The 17,813-nt window shown below is 37.9% G+C and carries 20 protein-coding genes; 5 read left to right on the top strand and 15 right to left on the bottom strand.

The genetic code is table 11. The features are described from left to right. Positions 1–41 precede the first annotated feature (41 nt). From PO903_RS14795 to PO903_RS14785, 3 genes are all read right to left on the bottom strand, one after another. Positions 42–407 (bottom strand): DnaJ family domain-containing protein, encoded by a 366-nt coding sequence (locus tag PO903_RS14795; protein WP_069325936.1) that lies wholly within the window; start codon positions 405–407, stop codon positions 42–44. Positions 408–564: 157 nt separating this feature from the next. Next, positions 565–1,371 (bottom strand): SDR family oxidoreductase, encoded by an 807-nt coding sequence (locus PO903_RS14790; protein ID WP_137222932.1) that lies wholly within the window; start codon positions 1,369–1,371, stop codon positions 565–567. A gap of 178 nt (positions 1,372–1,549) precedes the next feature. Next, on the bottom strand, positions 1,550–2,383 hold the full coding sequence (locus PO903_RS14785; RefSeq protein WP_069325887.1) for a hypothetical protein: 834 nt from the start codon (positions 2,381–2,383) through the stop codon (positions 1,550–1,552). A gap of 371 nt (positions 2,384–2,754) precedes the next feature. Here PO903_RS14785 and PO903_RS14780 point away from each other — a divergent pair, with 371 nt between their 5' ends. Together PO903_RS14780 and PO903_RS14775 are read left to right on the top strand one after the other, a co-directional pair. Then, a complete protein-coding gene (locus PO903_RS14780) occupies positions 2,755–2,994 on the top strand; it encodes a hypothetical protein (RefSeq protein WP_069325886.1) in 240 nt (79 codons plus the stop codon). A 356-nt stretch (positions 2,995–3,350) separates the two neighbouring features. Next, positions 3,351–3,704: a winged helix-turn-helix transcriptional regulator gene (locus tag PO903_RS14775; RefSeq protein WP_069325885.1), complete on the top strand. Its 354-nt coding sequence runs from the start codon at positions 3,351–3,353 to the stop codon at positions 3,702–3,704. A 171-nt stretch (positions 3,705–3,875) separates the two neighbouring features. On the opposite strand, the gene PO903_RS14770 is transcribed toward PO903_RS14775, so the two are convergent. From PO903_RS14770 to PO903_RS14760, 3 genes are all read right to left on the bottom strand, one after another. Beyond that, positions 3,876–4,019: a hypothetical protein gene (locus PO903_RS14770; RefSeq protein ID WP_175425102.1), complete on the bottom strand. Its 144-nt coding sequence runs from the start codon at positions 4,017–4,019 to the stop codon at positions 3,876–3,878. Positions 4,020–4,288: 269 nt separating this feature from the next. Then, on the bottom strand, positions 4,289–5,761 hold the full coding sequence (locus tag PO903_RS14765; RefSeq protein WP_273593771.1) for an aldehyde dehydrogenase family protein: 1,473 nt from the start codon (positions 5,759–5,761) through the stop codon (positions 4,289–4,291). A gap of 256 nt (positions 5,762–6,017) precedes the next feature. Beyond that, positions 6,018–6,827, bottom strand: coding sequence for a class I SAM-dependent methyltransferase (locus PO903_RS14760; RefSeq protein ID WP_273593770.1), 810 nt, complete (start codon positions 6,825–6,827; stop codon positions 6,018–6,020). A gap of 148 nt (positions 6,828–6,975) precedes the next feature. Between PO903_RS14760 and PO903_RS14755 the strand changes: the two genes are divergently transcribed. Then, the gene (locus PO903_RS14755) at positions 6,976–8,199 is read left to right on the top strand and encodes an MDR family MFS transporter (protein WP_273593769.1); all 1,224 of its coding nucleotides are present in this window, start codon (positions 6,976–6,978) and stop codon (positions 8,197–8,199) included. A 3-nt stretch (positions 8,200–8,202) separates the two neighbouring features. Here the strand turns inward: PO903_RS14755 and PO903_RS14750 are convergent, their stop codons facing one another. Genes PO903_RS14750 through PO903_RS14740 form a run of 3 tightly spaced genes read right to left on the bottom strand, consistent with a single transcriptional unit; the run spans position 8,203 to position 10,090 of the window. Then, the gene (locus tag PO903_RS14750; RefSeq protein ID WP_069325881.1) at positions 8,203–8,568 is read right to left on the bottom strand and encodes a hypothetical protein; all 366 of its coding nucleotides are present in this window, start codon (positions 8,566–8,568) and stop codon (positions 8,203–8,205) included. Between the two features lie 25 nt (positions 8,569–8,593). Continuing rightward, a complete protein-coding gene (locus PO903_RS14745; protein WP_273593768.1) occupies positions 8,594–9,481 on the bottom strand; it encodes an NAD-dependent epimerase/dehydratase family protein in 888 nt (295 codons plus the stop codon). A gap of 12 nt (positions 9,482–9,493) precedes the next feature. Beyond that, on the bottom strand, positions 9,494–10,090 hold the full coding sequence (locus PO903_RS14740; RefSeq protein WP_137222812.1) for a hypothetical protein: 597 nt from the start codon (positions 10,088–10,090) through the stop codon (positions 9,494–9,496). 204 nt (positions 10,091–10,294) lie between these two features. Between PO903_RS14740 and metE the strand changes: the two genes are divergently transcribed. Further along, on the top strand, positions 10,295–12,595 hold the full coding sequence (metE, locus tag PO903_RS14735; protein ID WP_273593767.1) for a 5-methyltetrahydropteroyltriglutamate--homocysteine S-methyltransferase: 2,301 nt from the start codon (positions 10,295–10,297) through the stop codon (positions 12,593–12,595). A 136-nt stretch (positions 12,596–12,731) separates the two neighbouring features. Here the strand turns inward: metE and PO903_RS14730 are convergent, their stop codons facing one another. From PO903_RS14730 to PO903_RS14720, 3 genes are all read right to left on the bottom strand, one after another. After that, on the bottom strand, positions 12,732–13,037 hold the full coding sequence (locus PO903_RS14730; RefSeq protein WP_273593766.1) for an NIPSNAP family protein: 306 nt from the start codon (positions 13,035–13,037) through the stop codon (positions 12,732–12,734). A gap of 15 nt (positions 13,038–13,052) precedes the next feature. Continuing rightward, complete coding sequence (locus PO903_RS14725; RefSeq protein WP_273593765.1) at positions 13,053–13,607, bottom strand: nitroreductase family protein; 555 nt, start codon at positions 13,605–13,607, stop codon at positions 13,053–13,055. Between the two features lie 424 nt (positions 13,608–14,031). Next, entirely contained in the window at positions 14,032–14,490 is a 459-nt protein-coding gene (locus PO903_RS14720; protein WP_273593764.1) for a DIP1984 family protein, read from the bottom strand. 136 nt (positions 14,491–14,626) lie between these two features. Between PO903_RS14720 and PO903_RS14715 the strand changes: the two genes are divergently transcribed. Next, the gene (locus PO903_RS14715; RefSeq protein WP_273593763.1) at positions 14,627–15,112 is read left to right on the top strand and encodes a CYTH domain-containing protein; all 486 of its coding nucleotides are present in this window, start codon (positions 14,627–14,629) and stop codon (positions 15,110–15,112) included. Positions 15,113–15,228: 116 nt separating this feature from the next. Here PO903_RS14715 and PO903_RS14710 read toward each other — a convergent pair whose 3' ends face one another. From PO903_RS14710 to PO903_RS14700, 3 genes are all read right to left on the bottom strand, one after another. Then, a complete protein-coding gene (locus PO903_RS14710; RefSeq protein WP_273593762.1) occupies positions 15,229–15,633 on the bottom strand; it encodes a hypothetical protein in 405 nt (134 codons plus the stop codon). Then, positions 15,633–16,064, bottom strand: coding sequence for a ribosomal maturation YjgA family protein (locus PO903_RS14705; protein WP_273593761.1), 432 nt, complete (start codon positions 16,062–16,064; stop codon positions 15,633–15,635). The genes PO903_RS14710 and PO903_RS14705 overlap by 1 nt, the downstream gene beginning before the upstream one ends. Positions 16,065–16,232: 168 nt before the next feature. Beyond that, positions 16,233–17,651, bottom strand: a complete 1,419-nt coding sequence (locus PO903_RS14700; RefSeq protein ID WP_069325872.1) for a sugar porter family MFS transporter — start codon at positions 17,649–17,651, stop codon at positions 16,233–16,235. Positions 17,652–17,813 lie beyond the last annotated feature (162 nt).

Raw genomic sequence — 17,813 nt, 5'->3', positions numbered from 1 at the left:
AAATATTCCAAGCAAACCTTTTTCAATCACATATTACTATTCTAAGTGAATTTACGACGAATTTGATGTTCATATCGTTGATAAGAAGCATTATCATACAATCCTCTTTGAGCTGTAATCATCTGTAAACGCAATGTTTTCTCATCTAATCTACGATGTAAAGCTTGTCGTTCACCTGCATGCTGACAAGCTGCGATCAGATCGGTTAAGGTTAACATCTCTTGTCGCAATTGTAACTCTTCTGGAATGACACCTGCATTTTTCATCAATTTATAAGCGGCACGTAATTCTTCAGGCACATGAGATAAATCTTCCAATTCCAGTGGCTTTCCTTTTCCCGGAAGATCATCGAATTCTCCTTGTTGTATCGCTTCGTTAATCTTCTGTTCAGCTAACCAAGATAACATAGTGGTTGTCACCTCTTTGATTATTATTTATATCTATTACAGTAATCATTTCAATAGCCTCATAATATAACAAAAGAAGCTCCTATAACAGAGCTTCTTGGTCATTATTTATGATATACATGATTATTAATTATCTATTTAGAGAGTCAGCAACAGATTAACACAACAACGATTCTGCGCCATCAATCGTAATCTGCGCTCCTGTGATATGAGCCGCTTCTGGAGAAGATAAGAAGGTAACCAGATCTGCTACATTATCCGCTGAACCCGATTGCCCTGCCAAAGGTTGACGACCATTCGGGAATTCAATAGGAATAGCAATATTGCGTACCAGTTCATTCACTTCTGTACTTTGATCAATGTTCGTTGAGATTGCTCCCGGACAGATTACATTGACACGAACTTTGAATTGAGCCAGTTCAAGAGCAGCCATTTTAGCAAAAGCGACTTGACCTGCTTTGGAAGTACTATAAGCTGACATACCAAAGCTTGCAAATGTGGTATTACCATTAATCGAACTGGTAATCACAATACTTCCGCCTCCATGCTCTTTTAAGAAAGGAAGCGCATACTTGATCGTCAGAAAAGTACCGCCTAGATTGGTATTGATCGTACGTTGCCAGTCTTCGAATCCGATCTCATCAATAGGAGCAAGTACTCCGTTAATCCCTGCATTAGCAAAAACAATATCCAGACCACTAAAATGTTCTGCTCCTGCCTGAATTGCATGTTTCACTTGTTCTTCATTTGCAATATCCATCTCAAAAGCCAATGCTGCATCAGGACGAATCGCATTTGCTTCTGCTTCTGTTTCACGTATACGTTCAAGCGATAGATCACATAAGATCACATTCGCTCCCTCAGCTACGAATTTAAGAGCAGTCGCTTTACCAATGCCAGAACCTGCTCCGGTCACCAACGCTGTTTTACCTGCAAAGCGATGTATATTAATTGTAGATTCCATCATTTACTCCACTCCTTTTAAATAAAATATGTATGCACAAGTATTGCACTCTCGTGCTTCAACAATTTACCCAATATAGGTACTCATGGAATCACTTTTTCATATTTTTTTAACAATTTTAACAATAAAAAAACCGAACAGATATCACCTGTCCGGCTCCTAGGATCTACTTCTACAATTATACAGGATCAGGTTGTTGTACCCAATCAAGCAACATACGACGTAACTGCTTTTTATCAACAGGCACAGCGATCACCCAATCTTCATGATCTTGATTGCTCATACGAACAATCCAATTGGTATTCTGATCAGCCAATAGCACTGCGCCTTGACGTTGCCAACTATCTTCTTCCCATTGAGAAAATTGAATCTCAGCACGAAGACTATAATTATGCAACACTTTTGCAAAAATACGTGAACCTTCAGAATCTCCGGTCATTTCAGTTAATTCTGAAATCATCTTTTCTAATTGAATAGGTTCACCATCACGAAAATACTGATCAAACCATTGCCGCGAAAATGTTAATGCAGGCATTTCACCTATTTTGTTATTACTTAATTTCATTCGTTTTAACAATAATGTGCATGCTTTATTAAGACTTCCTAATTCAGTTAACGTATAGCTTCCCGGTAAAGTAGGCGTTTGCTTAATATCAACTACCGTTTCATGCGTAAAATAGCTATGCCCTTCACGGACTTTACTATTAGCATCTGTAGCACAAAAGTAACGTATACAGCATCCACGCTTATAGGTGCCGATAAACTTTCCTTGTAAATATGCATCTGGTGGAAGTGACGCTAATTCATTATTATCTTCTATAATCAAGCATCCTTTTTGCAATAAAGATGTACTTGCTTGCTTCCATATATCAGCCAGTTCTTCAGCAGTACTATGGTGGAATGGATTGTCTATACCCATGATCTGATCGAATCCAAGTATGCCGCCTAAAAAGAACAATTCTTTGTCTGTCAACGTCATCATTAGTTCTTTGGAAGAATTTAAAGTTAACATGTGGACTATCTTCTCCCTTCCATACCGGCATGTGAGCTTTTATAACTATATAAAGGGCGACTATTTACGAAAATAATAGAATACAGGTTCTTAGTACCTATTCAAATGTAGCACTATAGGCTTAATTTTGTCAATTGTTTCCCGAAATATATTCCATTTTTAACCATAAATGATTATTATAAGTAATGTAGGTTTATTGAACATTATGTGTCTTGCTTTAAAATTCATGCTAATGTTTTAGGTGAAAATCATGTAATTTTAAGTTTTCTTTAAGGAAAGGTGATTACAATAAAGTCAAGTTAGTCGAGAGGCTAAACCTACACAATCTTTTGAATTCAAATTACTTATAAAAATAAACGAGGTGATTAATAGTGAAAACGACAATTCTTTTAGAGAACAAGATGGTTCCGGTTTACTTTAACGCCGAGAATACACAACCAATGTCCAAGCTGTTAAGACTATTACGCAGAACGATTGAACACAAAGTTGTAAATGGTAAAAAAATGATTAAAACATGTCTAGATACAGTGATCAGTATCGAAGTTGTGGGTTCTGAAGCGATTTTGCACACTTATCGTGAAAGCGATACTTTAGCTTTATCTCTATACTAAACAAGATGAATCTCCATGCACTTCTATAGACATTACGCTGGGCCTGAAAACGGAACATTTCCGTTTGGCCCTTTCTGTCTGAGCTTTCTTAGTCATTACATAAAATAGTGTATTCTTGTCATTTAGCCGGTGTTACATACTGATCTTTACGGATCTATATGTAATACCGGCTTTTTGTGAGCAATTCGATCATTTTAAATAAAAATGCAGGTAAATCAATTGCACACCAATTAACTTTAAGTAATCTAGTGTACTTTTAAAAGAAATATCTTAAAAGTTATTAAATTACTGAAGTGATAGTCTGTATCAAATGTATATTATGTGATATAATAGGTTTATTAAAAGAGGTGATATAGATGGATACATCAATGCTTTGTCCTCGATTCGAAAAGGGGATGCAGATTTTAAGTAAACGTTGGAATGGCTTAATTATTTATCAACTGATGGGTGGTCCTCAACGCTTTTGCTCTATTCAATCATCACTCCCGGTAAGCGGTCGTCTTTTGTCCGAACGCCTGAAGGATCTAGAGCATGAAGGAATGGTTGTCCGCCATGTATACCCTGAGACTCCGGTACGGATTGAATATGAATTAACTCAAAAAGGATTAGCATTAGAATCTGTTATACGCGGTATTCAGGACTGGTCTCAATCATGGGTAGAGCCAGAAGCAATGGTTTTAGAAGCCGAGTATTCTCAAACAGCTAAATAACACAACCATTATAACTATAAAAAAACATCCGGCTCCTTTAAGGAGAACGGATGTTTTTTTGTGAACTCTAAGCATCTACTATATACATCATTAACTCTCATGATTATCTAGACAATCAAAAGAATAATGATGAGAATGTCTCATTAAAGTGATTGATAATCTAAAATCATTTTAGCTAATATATTGATGTTTTCTAACAGCTTCTTGCTTTTCTGCACTCCGGATACGGATAACAAATAAGCGCAATAAATTGGTACGAGTATGCTCATTGGCTTCACGGCTTAATTTATGGAGTATAAAACGATCTATTGACATACCTGCTCAACTCCTTCTCGATTCACCAGAAGCTTCGTTACCAATATACAGTCCATAATAAGATTATGGTAAATCTTCCGGTAAGAATTAATAACCGCATTTCAGATCTTTCAAACCCCTTTTTGATCTTTTTGCTAGGAAATATAGCTATGATTTAACATATACGATCATGCAAAAACGACCTTATCATCCATACGCAGGAATAATAAAGCCGTTTAGGTTGAACAGATCTATGATTGCATTATAGAATACTTGTTGAGTCGATTGATTTAAATATTAGGAAATTCACGGTATTCATGTTGAATACTAATCCAACGTGTACGTGTAAATTTCTCAATCGCCCAATCGCCGCCGAAACGTCCCAAACCAGATGATTTTTCGCCACCGAACATCACATGTGCTTCATCATTTACAGATTGATCATTCACATGCACCATGCCACTTTCTACTTCTTGAGCGACACGATAACCACGTTCAATATTCGATGTAAATACAGATCCACTCAGACCATATTCACTACGATTGACGATTTCAATCGCATCTGCTTCATTTTGGGCACGAATCAATAAAGCAACAGGTCCGAACAATTCATGTTGTGCTGCTGAATTGTCAGGAGACACTTCACTTAATACAGTTGGCTCAAGCACGCTGCCTTTGCTTTTACCACCATACAGTAATTTAGCGCCTTCTTTTTGCGCTTGTTCGATAACTTCTAATAAACGATCTACTTCTTTCTCATGAATCAAAGGCCCAACTAACGTTTTCTCATCAGCAGGGTCACCGAATTTGAGACCTTTGACTGTATTCGTAAATTTCTCTACAAAAGTATCATAGATTGAATCATCAATCACAATACGATTAAGTGCCATACAGATCTGTCCTTGATGGAAAAACTTACCGTATACAGCGGCTTCGACAGCTTTATCAATGTCCGCATCATCCAATACGATCATTGCATTGTCGCCGCCTAACTCTAGCGCTACATCTTTCAAATGTTCGCCTGCTAATTTACCGATCCCACGTCCTACTTCTGTTGAACCTGTAAATGAAATCAATTTAGGAATCGGGTGTTTGACAAAAGCATCGCCTATTTCGCTACCACTACCACTGACAACACTAAGGACTCCTTTAGGTAATCCTGCTTTTTCAAAAATATCAGCGATTAATAATCCTGCTGTGATCGGTGTATCTGAAGCAGGCTTGATCACTACACCATTACCTACAGCAAGTGCTGGAGCGACAGAACGCATACATAGATGTAGAGGGAAATTCCACGGTCCAATTACACCGATTACACCTTTAGCTTCACGAACAACACGGTTTTCTTTGCCCGGGATATCTGAACCGATCAATTCCCCTTTCATTCGATAAGGGAACGAAGACGATTCTTCCAAAATACGTACTGTTGTCATCCATTCACGTTCTGCTTTGAGACGGGTACTACCTGATTCAGCAATCAACAGATCTACGATTTCTTCTTTACGTTCATTCATTTGCATCATCGCTTCACGCATGACTTTAGCACGTACAGCAAGAGGCGTTTTAGACCATTTCTTACCTTCTGTTTGCGCTATTTTGTACGCTTTATCTAGATCATTTTCATCCGAAGAACGCCATTCTACTAATGTTTCACCTGTATAAGGATTTTTATTTTGCATCATTTTGTCAGAAGAACCTTCTACCCATTCTCCAGCTATAAATTGCTTGTTCCAATGTGTATATTTCGATTGTACTAGTGTCATAATAATATCCTCCTTAGGATAGCCTTAATACGTAATAGGCATATATAAATATCGAATAATAACAATTAGTTAGTATATTACTATTATTGCAATTGCTTCTCGTATACTTTACCCTTGTCTTTGGTGAAACAAACATTTAAAACAAATTTATATATCATTATTGATATATAAAAAAAGCCAGAACCTTTAAAGGCACTGGCTTTTGACATGTATTTATTTATAATATCTATTTTACAATTTTAAGATATATATACTTTTAACTTTTGCGTCCTACAATCAATCCATGCGTACTTAATCCTAAAATACTACGCTCCCGGCATGTCTGAAAATGATAGTTGATCCATGTGTTATATGTATCTTTATCCATCACATCTATCGAACCATCTATAGTATGCGTTATTCCATCTGCTCCCGCATGATCGACAATCTCAGCCTGAGCAGACAGCAAATCTTGCTCCATCTGTTCTGGTGATGTGACATACAAGTCTGTCCAGAAGCTATCTTCTTCACCATCGTAAAATACACCTTCTTGCAATACTTTCTCTATAACAGAAGGACGCATATAACCTTGTTCTTTCACTGCTAACATAGGTGCAATCGAGTATTTATTAATATAAGCCACAATAAGTATTCCACCCAAGCGGAGTACTCGCATACTTTCAGACAGACAAGATGCACGATCTTCAGTTGAAGTCAGATGATAATAAGGACCTAGACAAAGTACCATATCAAACGATTGGTCTGCATAATTAGATAAATGAATAGCATTACCGATTTCTGCTTGTACAGATAATACTTGCTTAGATTGCACGATTTTGGCTTGAATTTGCTCAATATGCTTAGGTGTGATATCGATAGCTGTTACAGAGTGCCCGTGAGCTGCATAATGAAGAGCATATACACCACTTCCTGCTCCACTGTCTAAGATCGCAGATGCTGGAGGTAACTGAGATAACCATGTATCTATCATATGTAGAGTCGTTAGATATTCAACTGCTCGAGATGGACGTTCGAATCTTGAATCTTCATTATAAGATTGATAAAACTGAGACACTGCATCGGTCATTTCTATTCCTCCTTTGTCGATTTCATACCATTATATGACAATTCGTTTCTAAAGATAAGTATAGAATAGTAAGTGATCTTGACAGCCTTTTATAAGGGTGAGAAAATAATTTTTTGTATCATCTATAAGAAAGGAGTACCTCTATTCTATGAAAAACTCTTTATTATCGTTACGTCATATTCACCCTTTAGCATGGACAATCATTATAGGAACGTTATTTGGAAGAATGGCGACTTCGATGAGTATTCCTTTTTTATCGATTTATCTTACCCAGTCTTTAGGAGCGTCACCTACACAAACAGGGATTACAGTAGCTGTCAGTTCATTAGTAGGGGTATTTGCTAGCTTTTATGGAGGTTATATCTCAGATCGGATCGGGCGTAAAAAAGTAATGATTTTATCAATTACAGGGTGGAGTATTGTATTTTTTGCTTTTGCTGCTTCCAATCAAATCTGGATGTTTTTTATAGTAAATACGCTAAACGGGCTTTGCCGCTCTTTATTCGAGCCTACTTCTAGAGCACTGTTATCAGAAGTGACTCCACAAGAGCAAAAATTGCTAGTATTTAATATGCGCTATACAGCGGTTAATGTAGGCGTTGTTTTCGGCCCATTGTTAGGATTATGGTTAAGTCGTGATGGATCAAGCAGTGCTTTTGTAATGGCAGGGTGTATCTATGTACTTTATACGATTATCCTTAGTTTTCAATTTGGTAAACATCCTGTGCATAGCAAATCTTCAATAACAAATGAACAACGGATTACGTTAAAAGAAGCATTACGCATTATTTCTCAAGATCGAGTCTTTTTATACATATTGATCGGCACCACATTCTGTGTACTGGGTTATGGACATCTTAATTCAACTTTACCGCAATATTTAGCATTGGTTCCTCATTTACAAAATGGTACAACATGGTTTGCTTATATGTTAACACTCAATGCTATTACTGTACTGGTTGTACAATATCCATTAGTAAAATGGGCTTCACGCTTTGCGCCTGTTGTTTCTTTGATTGTGGGCAATGTGTTTGTAGCGACGAGCTTACTTCTATATGGATTAGCAAGTACTGGTGTAGCCTTTATGTTAATTACCGTTATTTTCACAATCGGTGAAGTATTGTTATTTACGATGATGGATATGTTAATAGATCGTATTGCCAAGCCAGAATGGAAAGGAACGTATTTTGGAACGATTGGATTTAATAATCTGGGTAGTGTCTGCGCCCCTATACTCGGAGGTTTTTTACTTGATGCTAGAGGCGCAGCACACAGTGTCCAGATATTTGTACCTTTAGCATTGACTTGTGCGCTTGGTCTACCATTTCTGATTGCAGCTTATCGTCGTATGAATAAATCTAGTCATATTTGACGATTAACGCTGAGTCCGTATTTCACTAGCTGCTATATCCAAAATAGAATGTTCACCCCAGCTACTAATGAAAGAATAGATTGAAAGACTACTTAATAACTCTTCGCTCAATTCTCCTTGTTCTACTTGTGCCATCAAAACATCACGTATCTGTGCATCGCTACGTGACCAGGGAACCGTCCGCATACCGCCTATTTCTTGTCCGGCGGAGCGGCGATCCCATACTCCTGCTACTTGCTCTAAAGAAAATACAGTAGATATCCCTTGATCGGTTCGGAAGTATACTTTCACTTGATCGGGTAAAAGAATGACTTGTTCAATCACTCCATCTACTAAAGGAATATCACCTATAAAAATATCATTGACCATCGTCAAGCTCCATTCTGTGATCGCTTTATCTATTTGTTTGTGTAGCCATTTGCTTTATCAATGCAGGCATCCATTCCGATAATACATAAAATTGAAATCCGTCTTGTTTCGCTTTGGACGTATCCATAATCCATGAATCAGGCACACCAAAAGGAGACTGTGCTTCATCATCTGTTTCGCTTTGAATAATCGCTTGTTGTTCGGTACCCTGCTCTATCCACTGTACCAATTCACGTAGACGGACTTCTCCGTCAGAACGGGCATTCACAGGTCCTGTCAATTCAGAAGAAATGCCTAACCAGAATAAAAATTCAGCGGCTTCTTGTTCATGAATAAAGTTCATCTGTGCTTCAAGATTCGAAATGCCAATCACTTTACCACTTAATACACGTTCGACATGAAAATCTAACCGCTTGGTATAATCATTAGGCCCTAACACAATTGGAAATCGTACCGCCGCTACTGGAAAATCAGCCTGTTGGAAAAAAACAGCTTCTGCTTGACGCTTTCCTTCTCCATAACTAAGCTCTGCTTCTGGATCTGCATCAATTGTATAATGATGTGTATCCACATCTGATTCGTGGCATATACCTGTGCCGAAATCATAGACGGATAAGCTAGAAGTCAAAATATAACGTTTGGTTTTGTTTTGGAAAATAGACACTGCTTCACGTGCTTGCTGTGGTGTAAAGCAAATATTATCGTAGACAACATCATATTGCTGATCACCGATCGCCTTTTCCAAAGCTACTGCATCTTCACGATCTACCACTAAGCGTTGCACTTGATCTCCAAATTCATCTTCCGTTTTGCCACGAGTCAGTAGTGTTACTTTGATCTGTTCTTTCAATAGCAATTCCACTAGATTTTTGCCGAAAAAGCGTGTGCCACCTAATACCAATACGTTAGTCATTAAGAATTCCTCCTATTTGATATCTAATAGTTTATGAGCTTTCCAGATGAATGTAGCCATTAAGATATACACAAGTAGACCAAAAATAACGTATATAACTCCTAGTAATCCTGCTAGTATAACCAAATTGCCTTCACTTGTAGAGGATACAAAAGCACTGATCGCTAATACAGCCAACGCTACAATCTGATTACATACATAAATGATCCAGCGCTGATAAGATACTTTTTTGAAATCTGGTAAGTTCTGTGCTTCTGCCAGTTCACCGATACCTTTACATACGGTATAAATAATAAATAAATCAGCAATAATAACGAGTAGCGATACGATAGCCAGCCACCACGGTAAAGGTAATACATTGGCTTGACCGGGTAAAAAGATCTGAATAATCGCAAGTACTGCCGCACTGATAGCAGCTATTTTACCTTTGGCGAATTGTGGATTTACTTTTTCTAATTTCATAAATCCAATAAAATACAAAACGCTTACAATAACAGTAGGTACATAATCTAACCAGATTGCTGCTAATCCGAATCGGTTCAATCCTGTAATCAATATCCCTAGTATAGCTTGACCTAAAAACGCCCAAAATAAATACAAAATACTCATGATGATCTCCTTTCATCTTCCCTGCTTCAATTATGTATAGATATGTCTTCTCTTTCATCTTACCATCAAATGACTTTTTGACCAAAAAGGCTATCTAGCTATAGCGTGTAATCATGATAGGATATAGGCAAAACGTATAACCATATCCTACCAGAATGCGCTATGATGATTGTAACAAACAATCCACTTTCAGGGGGAATAATAATGCCAAAAGTACTGAGTAGCAATATCGGTTATCCACGTCTAGGGGAACAACGAGAATGGAAAAAAGCACTTGAAGCGTTCTGGAGTAACAAAATTTCTGAAGCTGACTTTTTACAAACGATGAAAGATTTGCGTCTCGCTCATCTGAGTAAACAAAGCAAAGCAGGTATAGATCTGATTCCTGTAGGCGACTTTTCCTATTATGATCAGGTTCTAGATACTGCGGTCACTTTCGGATTAGTTCCAGAGCGATTTGGCTATACAGGTGGTGAAGTATCATTACAACAATACTTTGATATTGCTCGTGGGACAGACAATGCTACAGCAGGTGAAATGACCAAATGGTTCAATACTAATTACCATTATATTGTCCCAGAACTGGGTGGAATCACACCACAATTAACAGAAAACCGTCCACTGCGACTATACTTAGAAGCCAAAACAGAATTAGGCATTGAGACCAAACCTGTAGTGATTGGCCCGTATACCTTCCTCAAACTGTCTAAAGGATATGATGCTTCTGAATTCAAGCATTGGCTGGATCAGTTAGCTCCACTTTATATTGAAATATTGCAAGGATTGAATAAAGCAGGTGTACGCTGGGTTCAGATGGATGAGCCATCTCTTGCGCTAGAAGTATCTACAGAAGAATGGCAATGGGTGCAAGACATTTATGCTCAGTTCAATCAAGCGACTCCTGATGTGAACTTGCTAGTACAGACTTATTTTGAAGGTGTCGATGATTTTGGTAAATTGATCGATCTACCTGTACAAGGAATTGGCTTGGACTTTGTACATGGATTAGAGCAAAATCTGAACAACCTTGATGATTGGGGATTCCCTGAAGACAAAATTCTAGGCGTAGGTCTAGTCGATGGTCGCAATATCTGGCGTTCCAAATTAGAAGATAAAATTGAATTGATTCAAACTATTTCTCAAACTGTACCTGCCGATCGTTTACTGATTCAGCCGTCTTGCAGTCTACAACATGTACCGGTAACCACCAACAGCGAAACGTCTCTTGATCCGATTATCAAAGACGCTCTTGCTTTTGCAGATCAGAAATTAGAAGAATTGGCTTTGCTAACGAAAGCCGCTAATATCGGTGCAAGTGCGGTACAAGAAGCATTGGATCGCAGTCGTGAAGCCGTAGAACGTATTGCTCATTCGTCATGGCGTGCTCCACAAGAACAACATCTACAACAAGATGAAGGTTCCGCTACACGAAATGTTCCTTTTGCACAGCGTCAAGTGATACATGCAGAAAAATGGAAATTACCATTATTGCCTACAACGACGATCGGTAGCTTCCCACAAACGGTCGAAGTACGCCGTGCTCGTCAATTATGGCGTAAAGGAGAATTATCGCCAGCAGACTATAATCGTTTTATTGAAGAGCAGATTCAAGATTGGATTTCGATTCAAGAAGAGTTGAAATTAGATGTATTGGTACATGGTGAATTTGAACGTACTGATATGGTCGAATTTTTCGGAGAACAATTAGATGGGTTTACATTTACACGCTTTGGTTGGGTTCAATCGTATGGTTCACGTTGCGTGAAGCCACCGGTGATCTATGGTAATGTCCATTTTGTAAAACCAATGACCGTAACGGAAACAAAATATGCTCAATCATTAACCACTAAACCTGTTAAAGGGATGTTAACAGGTCCAGTAACGATTCTAAACTGGTCATTTGTACGTGACGATATTCCTCGTAGTAAAGTGTCTTACCAGATCGCACGCGCTATTTCAGATGAGATTCTAGCACTTGAAGCGGCGGGTATTGAAATGATTCAGGTAGATGAGCCTGCTCTACGTGAAGGATTGCCTCTAAAACGTAGCAAATGGCAAGAATATCTGGATTGGGCAGTAGGTTCGTTCCGTCTATCTACAGCCGCTGTACAAGAAACAACACAAATTCATACTCACATGTGTTATTCCGAATTCCATGATATTATTGATGCGATCAAAGATATGGATGCCGATGTTATCTCTATTGAGACATCTCGTAGTCATGGTGAATTGATTTCTTCTTTTGAAGTTCATGGGTATGATAAAGGCATTGGTCTAGGTGTCTATGATATTCATAGTCCTCGTGTACCTGCCAAAGAAGAAATGGTACAGTTGATCGAACGCGCTCTACGTGTACTTGATCCGAAATTGTTCTGGATTAACCCGGACTGTGGATTAAAAACTCGTGCACATCCTGAGACTGTGGCTGCTTTGAAATTAATGGTTGAAGCCGCAGACGATATTCGTCAAAAGCTAGGTCAAGAAGTAAGCGCAGGTAAGCTTTAATTGCCAAAAGGATGCTAATTTTCAATACAATGTCTAATAAGCTGATAGATTAACAAATAAAAGCCTTTCATGATTAGAGCGGATTCCGACGAATGCTCTTGATCGTGAAAGGCTTTTTATTCAAATAGGAATAAGATTATTCGAAAACAGGACGCATAAAGCTACGCTCGTAACTGATAATACACTTGTTTTTATTAGCAAATTCAAATGCTTGCTGGCATTCTTCATCTACCTCCATCTCTTGACGATAACGTTCGTAATCCGCAAGACTCGGAAAAGAAAATAAAGCATAAGCGATATTATTCGCCCCTTCATGTGGAAGAAAGTATCCGTGATGAGTGCCCCCTAATTTGTTAACTAGCGGTATCCACATCTTCGCATATTGCTCAAATTCTTTCACTTGGTAAGGATCGATCACATATTTGAGATAGCATGTAATCATCGTATTCCTCCTACCTTATTCACTAATCCAGACTGTTTTTTCAGCAAATGGAGTCCGCTTACTTTGTTGATCCTTATTTTCCGGTACACCAATATAAATAAAGCCTAGCATTTTACCTTTTTCACTTAGATCAAAAGCTTTACCCATCAATTCGTGATAACAAGGCTCGCCACTTCTCCATACTGCGCCTAGTCCTAACTCGTAAATTTCAAGCAACATATTTTGAATAGCTGCAAAGACTGCACCATATTCTTCAAGTTCGATAATTTTAGGATTGTCCTCAGGTTCTACCGCTACAGCGATAATTAATGGTGCACGTTCTACCTTTTTGCGTGCAGAAGATAGACTTTCTTCAGTAACTTCACCATTACCTGCTACGCTAGCTAATGCTTCTGCTAACTTATTACGTCCATTACCTTCTAATACGAAAAATTTCCACGGTTCAGTTAGACGATGATTCGGTGCCCAGATCCCTGCTTCCAAAATACGCTCAATACTTTCGCGTGGAATAGAGTCCTGCTTTACTTTACCAATCGAACGCCGATTACGAATACTTTCTGAAATACTCATCTATAATTTCCTCCTCTATGATAATCATTCTCAGTCTCTTGTTTATTGTACACGAAGTGGGAAGAAATCTCTAATTTTAACTTTTCTGATCAATGGATAAAAGAATAATCAACTCAAAACATGACCCTGTATATCATAGAGTCATTTTTGAGTTGATTATATTACCGCTCAATTATTATGTAAACAGATCTTACAAATCCCCGAACCCGCCCTCGTCTATATCTATAATCAGCATGTGGTAGTAACAATAATAGGTGAGTTGTACTCATGTAACAATACAAGGCTAATTTATCATTAAAGGACTCGAACCTTCAGAAATTGCCCCTCATTTCTACCCAACGGTCCAACTTAAACCAGTTGGCGGTTTGTATGCTCGCCTTATAGATAATAGATTACCAACTTGTAAGTGTGTACAGTATGATCTTTAATCAATCAAATCGGTTTTCCAATTCAGTTCTTGAATACGAGTATCCAGTTCACGATACGTTTTGGCCAGATGATCCATCTCTTCTTGCAACGTTCCAATATTTACGGTCGCTAGAAAGCGGACTTCTGACTTGGTATAACGATCTTGCTTGATACTGGCTGTATGCATCAGATCATTCAGTATATTGCGACGTAACCCAAGCGTATCTCGATCGGCTAATGCATCAGCTAATGTTGTCTCATTTTCAAAGATCACTTGTGCATTGGTACGATTAATTCGTTTGATCAGTACATTTAATTCGGTTAACAAATGACCCATTTCTTTTAGCAATTCATTGGGGCGCTCAGGTGGCTTTTCACCTTCTTGTACTTTAGCGCTTCGGCTCAGACGTACTTTCATCTGCTCTATTCTTTTCTGCACATCAGATCGTACTATTAATGCTTCTGCTAACTTCATTACTTTCACCTCCATTACATATTTCTTTCCTATTTCCGCAAATGTCCCTATCATTATAGGTATAACCAATCACTATGTAAATAAACCTTTTGCAATATGTTAAAATAGAGAAAATCGATTCTCAGGAGGATTTATGATGGGTAAAGAAATTGAAAAAAAATACGTATTACATACTTATCCTACAGATTTGGATATTGTAGAGACACAAGAAATTCATCAGACCTATTTGGCTACCAGTGAATCTGAGACGTTGCGAGTACGCAAATTAGTCATTAATGGTCAAGAGCAATTCACGATGACCCATAAAGTAGGCAAAGGACTAGTACGTGAAGAAACAGAATTTGATATTGGTGCTGGTATTTATGAACAGCTAATAGGTAAGTTAGAGGTAACCCCTTTAATTAAAACACGTAAAAAAGTGAAGTGGAATGACTATCATTTTGATCTGGATATTTATCATAATACGGTACAAAAGGATCTTATAACCATCGAAATAGAATTTGCAGAAGAAGCAGATGTAGAACATTTCCAAAAGCCCGATTGGTTCGGTGAAGATGTGACCGGTGAAAACCAATATGTGAATAGCGTACTATGGGAACATATTCAATCCGCAGCTAAGTAAAAGGTATATGTTCCCCGCCTTCTATCCAGTATTGTCATATAGCATAGAGTGATTTATGCTAAAAAAATAGCGTATCATCTTGGCGATTACTACCTTGAGATGTTACGCTATTTGGTTTACTGTGTTTCTTCTTTTAATAGTAAAGTTAGACGATTCCATTCTTGTTCAAACGCTTCTGGTTCTACAAATGGACATTCACCTGAAAAATACCAATCTGTCAGTAAAAAGATTAATTCATACATACCCTGATAATACAATTCTGGATAAGCATTGCGAGAGCGGAAATTGTCATGTGATGACCAATCTTTGACAAAATTCGTGAAGAACCAAAATCCACTTGCTATATGCCGTTCCAAAGGTGCTGTCGGTTCTAATTGCTGGATATACTTTACCATCAATTTGAATACTTTTACCAAATGTACATGATCCCAGTCGAGATCTACTCGTAAGTGCAATATAAAGCTTTCTTTCTCTCCTTCTAATTCATGTAAAAGTTGTCGGGTGATATCCTCTTTATTCATCATCTGACCCTCCTTAATTTCAACATCATATCATCAAGTCCTACAGCGAGCAGTATACCGAATGTATCTCGAACCAGATCAATCCACAAAAATCCTTTGCCTAAGACCAATCCGCCAAGCATAGTATGACGTATGTCGTTAATCCATATGGCTTGATATAGCTGACTACATTCAATTAGATAACAAAATAACAAACTTAATATTGCAGCAAATAACAGACTTCTATGTACCCATATGATACGTATTCCTATATAAATCATTATTGCCCATAGCACATCTCCTGCATGATCGGATAGAATATCAGGTAACGTAGAAGCATATATTCGTGATGCTAATCCAAGTGCAATAGTTATTATAATAGCTACACTGTAATAAAATCGTACTCTTTTGCTCGCAGATGAAAGCTTATGCACAGGTTTAGAGGTAAACACTATCTATCCTCCTACTTGATAGTTATGTATTTTGTAAGTATACGTATGGTAATCATACCGAAAAAATAAAGTAAAAGCGACTTCATAAGGATTATCAGAACCTTAGAAGTCGCTTCAGTATTTATATATAATGATCTATTCAATGATTTACTATTAATCTGTAATTTTTTACTTGGCTGGTGCAGGTTTCACTTTAGCTTTTTTAGGTTTCTTTTTACCATAATTTCGGAACTTCTCTTCCAATTCTTCTAATGTAAAGCCTTTGGTTTCTGGTAAATATTTTTGTACAAATGTAATCGCCAGTAATCCTAAAGCTGCGAACAAATAGAATGTTGCAGATAGTCCAATACCTGCCATCAATATAGGGAATGTTAATCCAACTAAGAAGTTAACAATCCACAAACAGAATACGGTCACACCCATTCCGAACCCACGTAATTGTAATGGGAAAATCTCAGATAACATTAACCAGGTTACCGGAGAAATCGCGCCTTGTTGGAAAGCAAGGAAGGTAACGGTTAAGGATAAGATTACATAAGGCAATGCAGGTGAACCTTCCAATACTGCTGAGAAAATCGCAATCAGTAATAATACGCATGTTGTACCGATTAGACCCGTTCTAAGCATAGGACGACGACCTACTTTACCTAGCAACCACATTCCCAAAAACGTTGCAGCTACGGAGATTACACCGTTCGCAATATTACTAATCAAAGCTGCTTTAGTTTCAAAACCTGAATCTTTAAGAATCTCAGTACCATAATAAATAATCGAATTAACACCCGTAATCTGCTGAACAACTGCGATACCTAATCCAATAAACATCAGACGGCGTATCCAAGGTACAGCAAGATCTTTAAAGCCTGCTTTTTCTGTACTTTCTTCTGCATCAAAGGAAGCTTTGATTTCTTCTACTTCTATTTTTGCTTGTTCTTCTGTACGAATTTTGCGAAGTGCTTTTAATGCACGTTCATTTTTACCTTTTGCCACTAACCAACGTGGACTTTCAGGCACACGTAACATTCCAAAAAATAAGAAGATTGCTGGAATAGAAGCGATCGCTAACATATAGCGCCATACATGGGTATTATCGCCCATCGTTATTCCTAGAATGGCATTAAAGATAAAGGCAAGCAATTGACCACTCACAATCATCAGTTCATTACGGGTAACAATACCGCCACGTTTGTTTGCGGGAGACATTTCTGCTAGATACGAAGGTACGGTTACCGAAGCACCACCTACAGCAAGTCCCAATAAGAAGCGACAAATGACCATAACGGTAACGTTAGGAGCAAGGGTTGAACCGACGGTAGCGACGAAAAACAAAACTGCTAGATAGATAATATTTTGCTTACGTCCCAAGTAATCAGAAAGCCGTCCGCCTGCGATCGCTCCGAATGCTGCACCAAACAGCAGAATACTTGCGACTAATCCTTCTGTAAACGAGTTCAGCCCGAGTGCCGCTGACATAAATGGTAAAGCCCCGTTGATTACCCCTGTATCATAACCAAATAGCAATCCACCCAATGTAGATATCAAAATAATTTTACGTAAAAATGCCTTTTGACTGGCTCCCTTTTCCATCATCATCTCTCCCTATTCATTCCTAAAACGTTATTGCCACTTATTCTGTCTATGTACTTACATATATTGAGTTCATCGATTGACACATTTTCCACTTAAGAAAGATGTAATTTCGATTGAATCAAACAATGACTGACGTACTTTAGTTTCAGAAAAAAAAGC

This window comes from Paenibacillus sp. PK4536 (assembly GCF_028594455.2).
Taxonomy (GTDB): Bacteria; Bacillota; Bacilli; order Paenibacillales; family Paenibacillaceae; genus Saccharibacillus; species Saccharibacillus nuruki.
This window is presented reverse-complemented; position numbering and strand designations above follow the sequence as displayed.

Bases quoted from the DNA above. Each gene is read 5' to 3' on its own strand.
- PO903_RS14795 (WP_069325936.1), bottom strand. From the start codon at position 407: ATGTTATCTTGGTTAGCTGAACAGAAGATTAACGAAGCGATACAACAA.
- PO903_RS14790 (WP_137222932.1), bottom strand. From the start codon at position 1,371: ATGGAATCTACAATTAATATACATCGCTTTGCAGGTAAAACAGCGTTG.
- PO903_RS14785 (WP_069325887.1), bottom strand. From the start codon at position 2,383: ATGTTAACTTTAAATTCTTCCAAAGAACTAATGATGACGTTGACAGAC.
- PO903_RS14775 (WP_069325885.1), top strand. From the start codon at position 3,351: ATGGATACATCAATGCTTTGTCCTCGATTCGAAAAGGGGATGCAGATT.
- PO903_RS14770 (WP_175425102.1), bottom strand. From the start codon at position 4,019: ATGTCAATAGATCGTTTTATACTCCATAAATTAAGCCGTGAAGCCAAT.
- PO903_RS14765 (WP_273593771.1), bottom strand. From the start codon at position 5,761: ATGACACTAGTACAATCGAAATATACACATTGGAACAAGCAATTTATA.
- PO903_RS14760 (WP_273593770.1), bottom strand. From the start codon at position 6,827: ATGACCGATGCAGTGTCTCAGTTTTATCAATCTTATAATGAAGATTCA.
- PO903_RS14755 (WP_273593769.1), top strand. From the start codon at position 6,976: ATGAAAAACTCTTTATTATCGTTACGTCATATTCACCCTTTAGCATGG.
- PO903_RS14750 (WP_069325881.1), bottom strand. From the start codon at position 8,568: ATGGTCAATGATATTTTTATAGGTGATATTCCTTTAGTAGATGGAGTG.
- PO903_RS14745 (WP_273593768.1), bottom strand. From the start codon at position 9,481: ATGACTAACGTATTGGTATTAGGTGGCACACGCTTTTTCGGCAAAAAT.
- PO903_RS14740 (WP_137222812.1), bottom strand. From the start codon at position 10,090: ATGAGTATTTTGTATTTATTTTGGGCGTTTTTAGGTCAAGCTATACTA.
- metE (WP_273593767.1), top strand. From the start codon at position 10,295: ATGCCAAAAGTACTGAGTAGCAATATCGGTTATCCACGTCTAGGGGAA.
- PO903_RS14730 (WP_273593766.1), bottom strand. From the start codon at position 13,037: ATGATTACATGCTATCTCAAATATGTGATCGATCCTTACCAAGTGAAA.
- PO903_RS14725 (WP_273593765.1), bottom strand. From the start codon at position 13,607: ATGAGTATTTCAGAAAGTATTCGTAATCGGCGTTCGATTGGTAAAGTA.
- PO903_RS14720 (WP_273593764.1), bottom strand. From the start codon at position 14,490: ATGAAGTTAGCAGAAGCATTAATAGTACGATCTGATGTGCAGAAAAGA.
- PO903_RS14715 (WP_273593763.1), top strand. From the start codon at position 14,627: ATGGGTAAAGAAATTGAAAAAAAATACGTATTACATACTTATCCTACA.
- PO903_RS14710 (WP_273593762.1), bottom strand. From the start codon at position 15,633: ATGAATAAAGAGGATATCACCCGACAACTTTTACATGAATTAGAAGGA.
- PO903_RS14700 (WP_069325872.1), bottom strand. From the start codon at position 17,651: ATGGAAAAGGGAGCCAGTCAAAAGGCATTTTTACGTAAAATTATTTTG.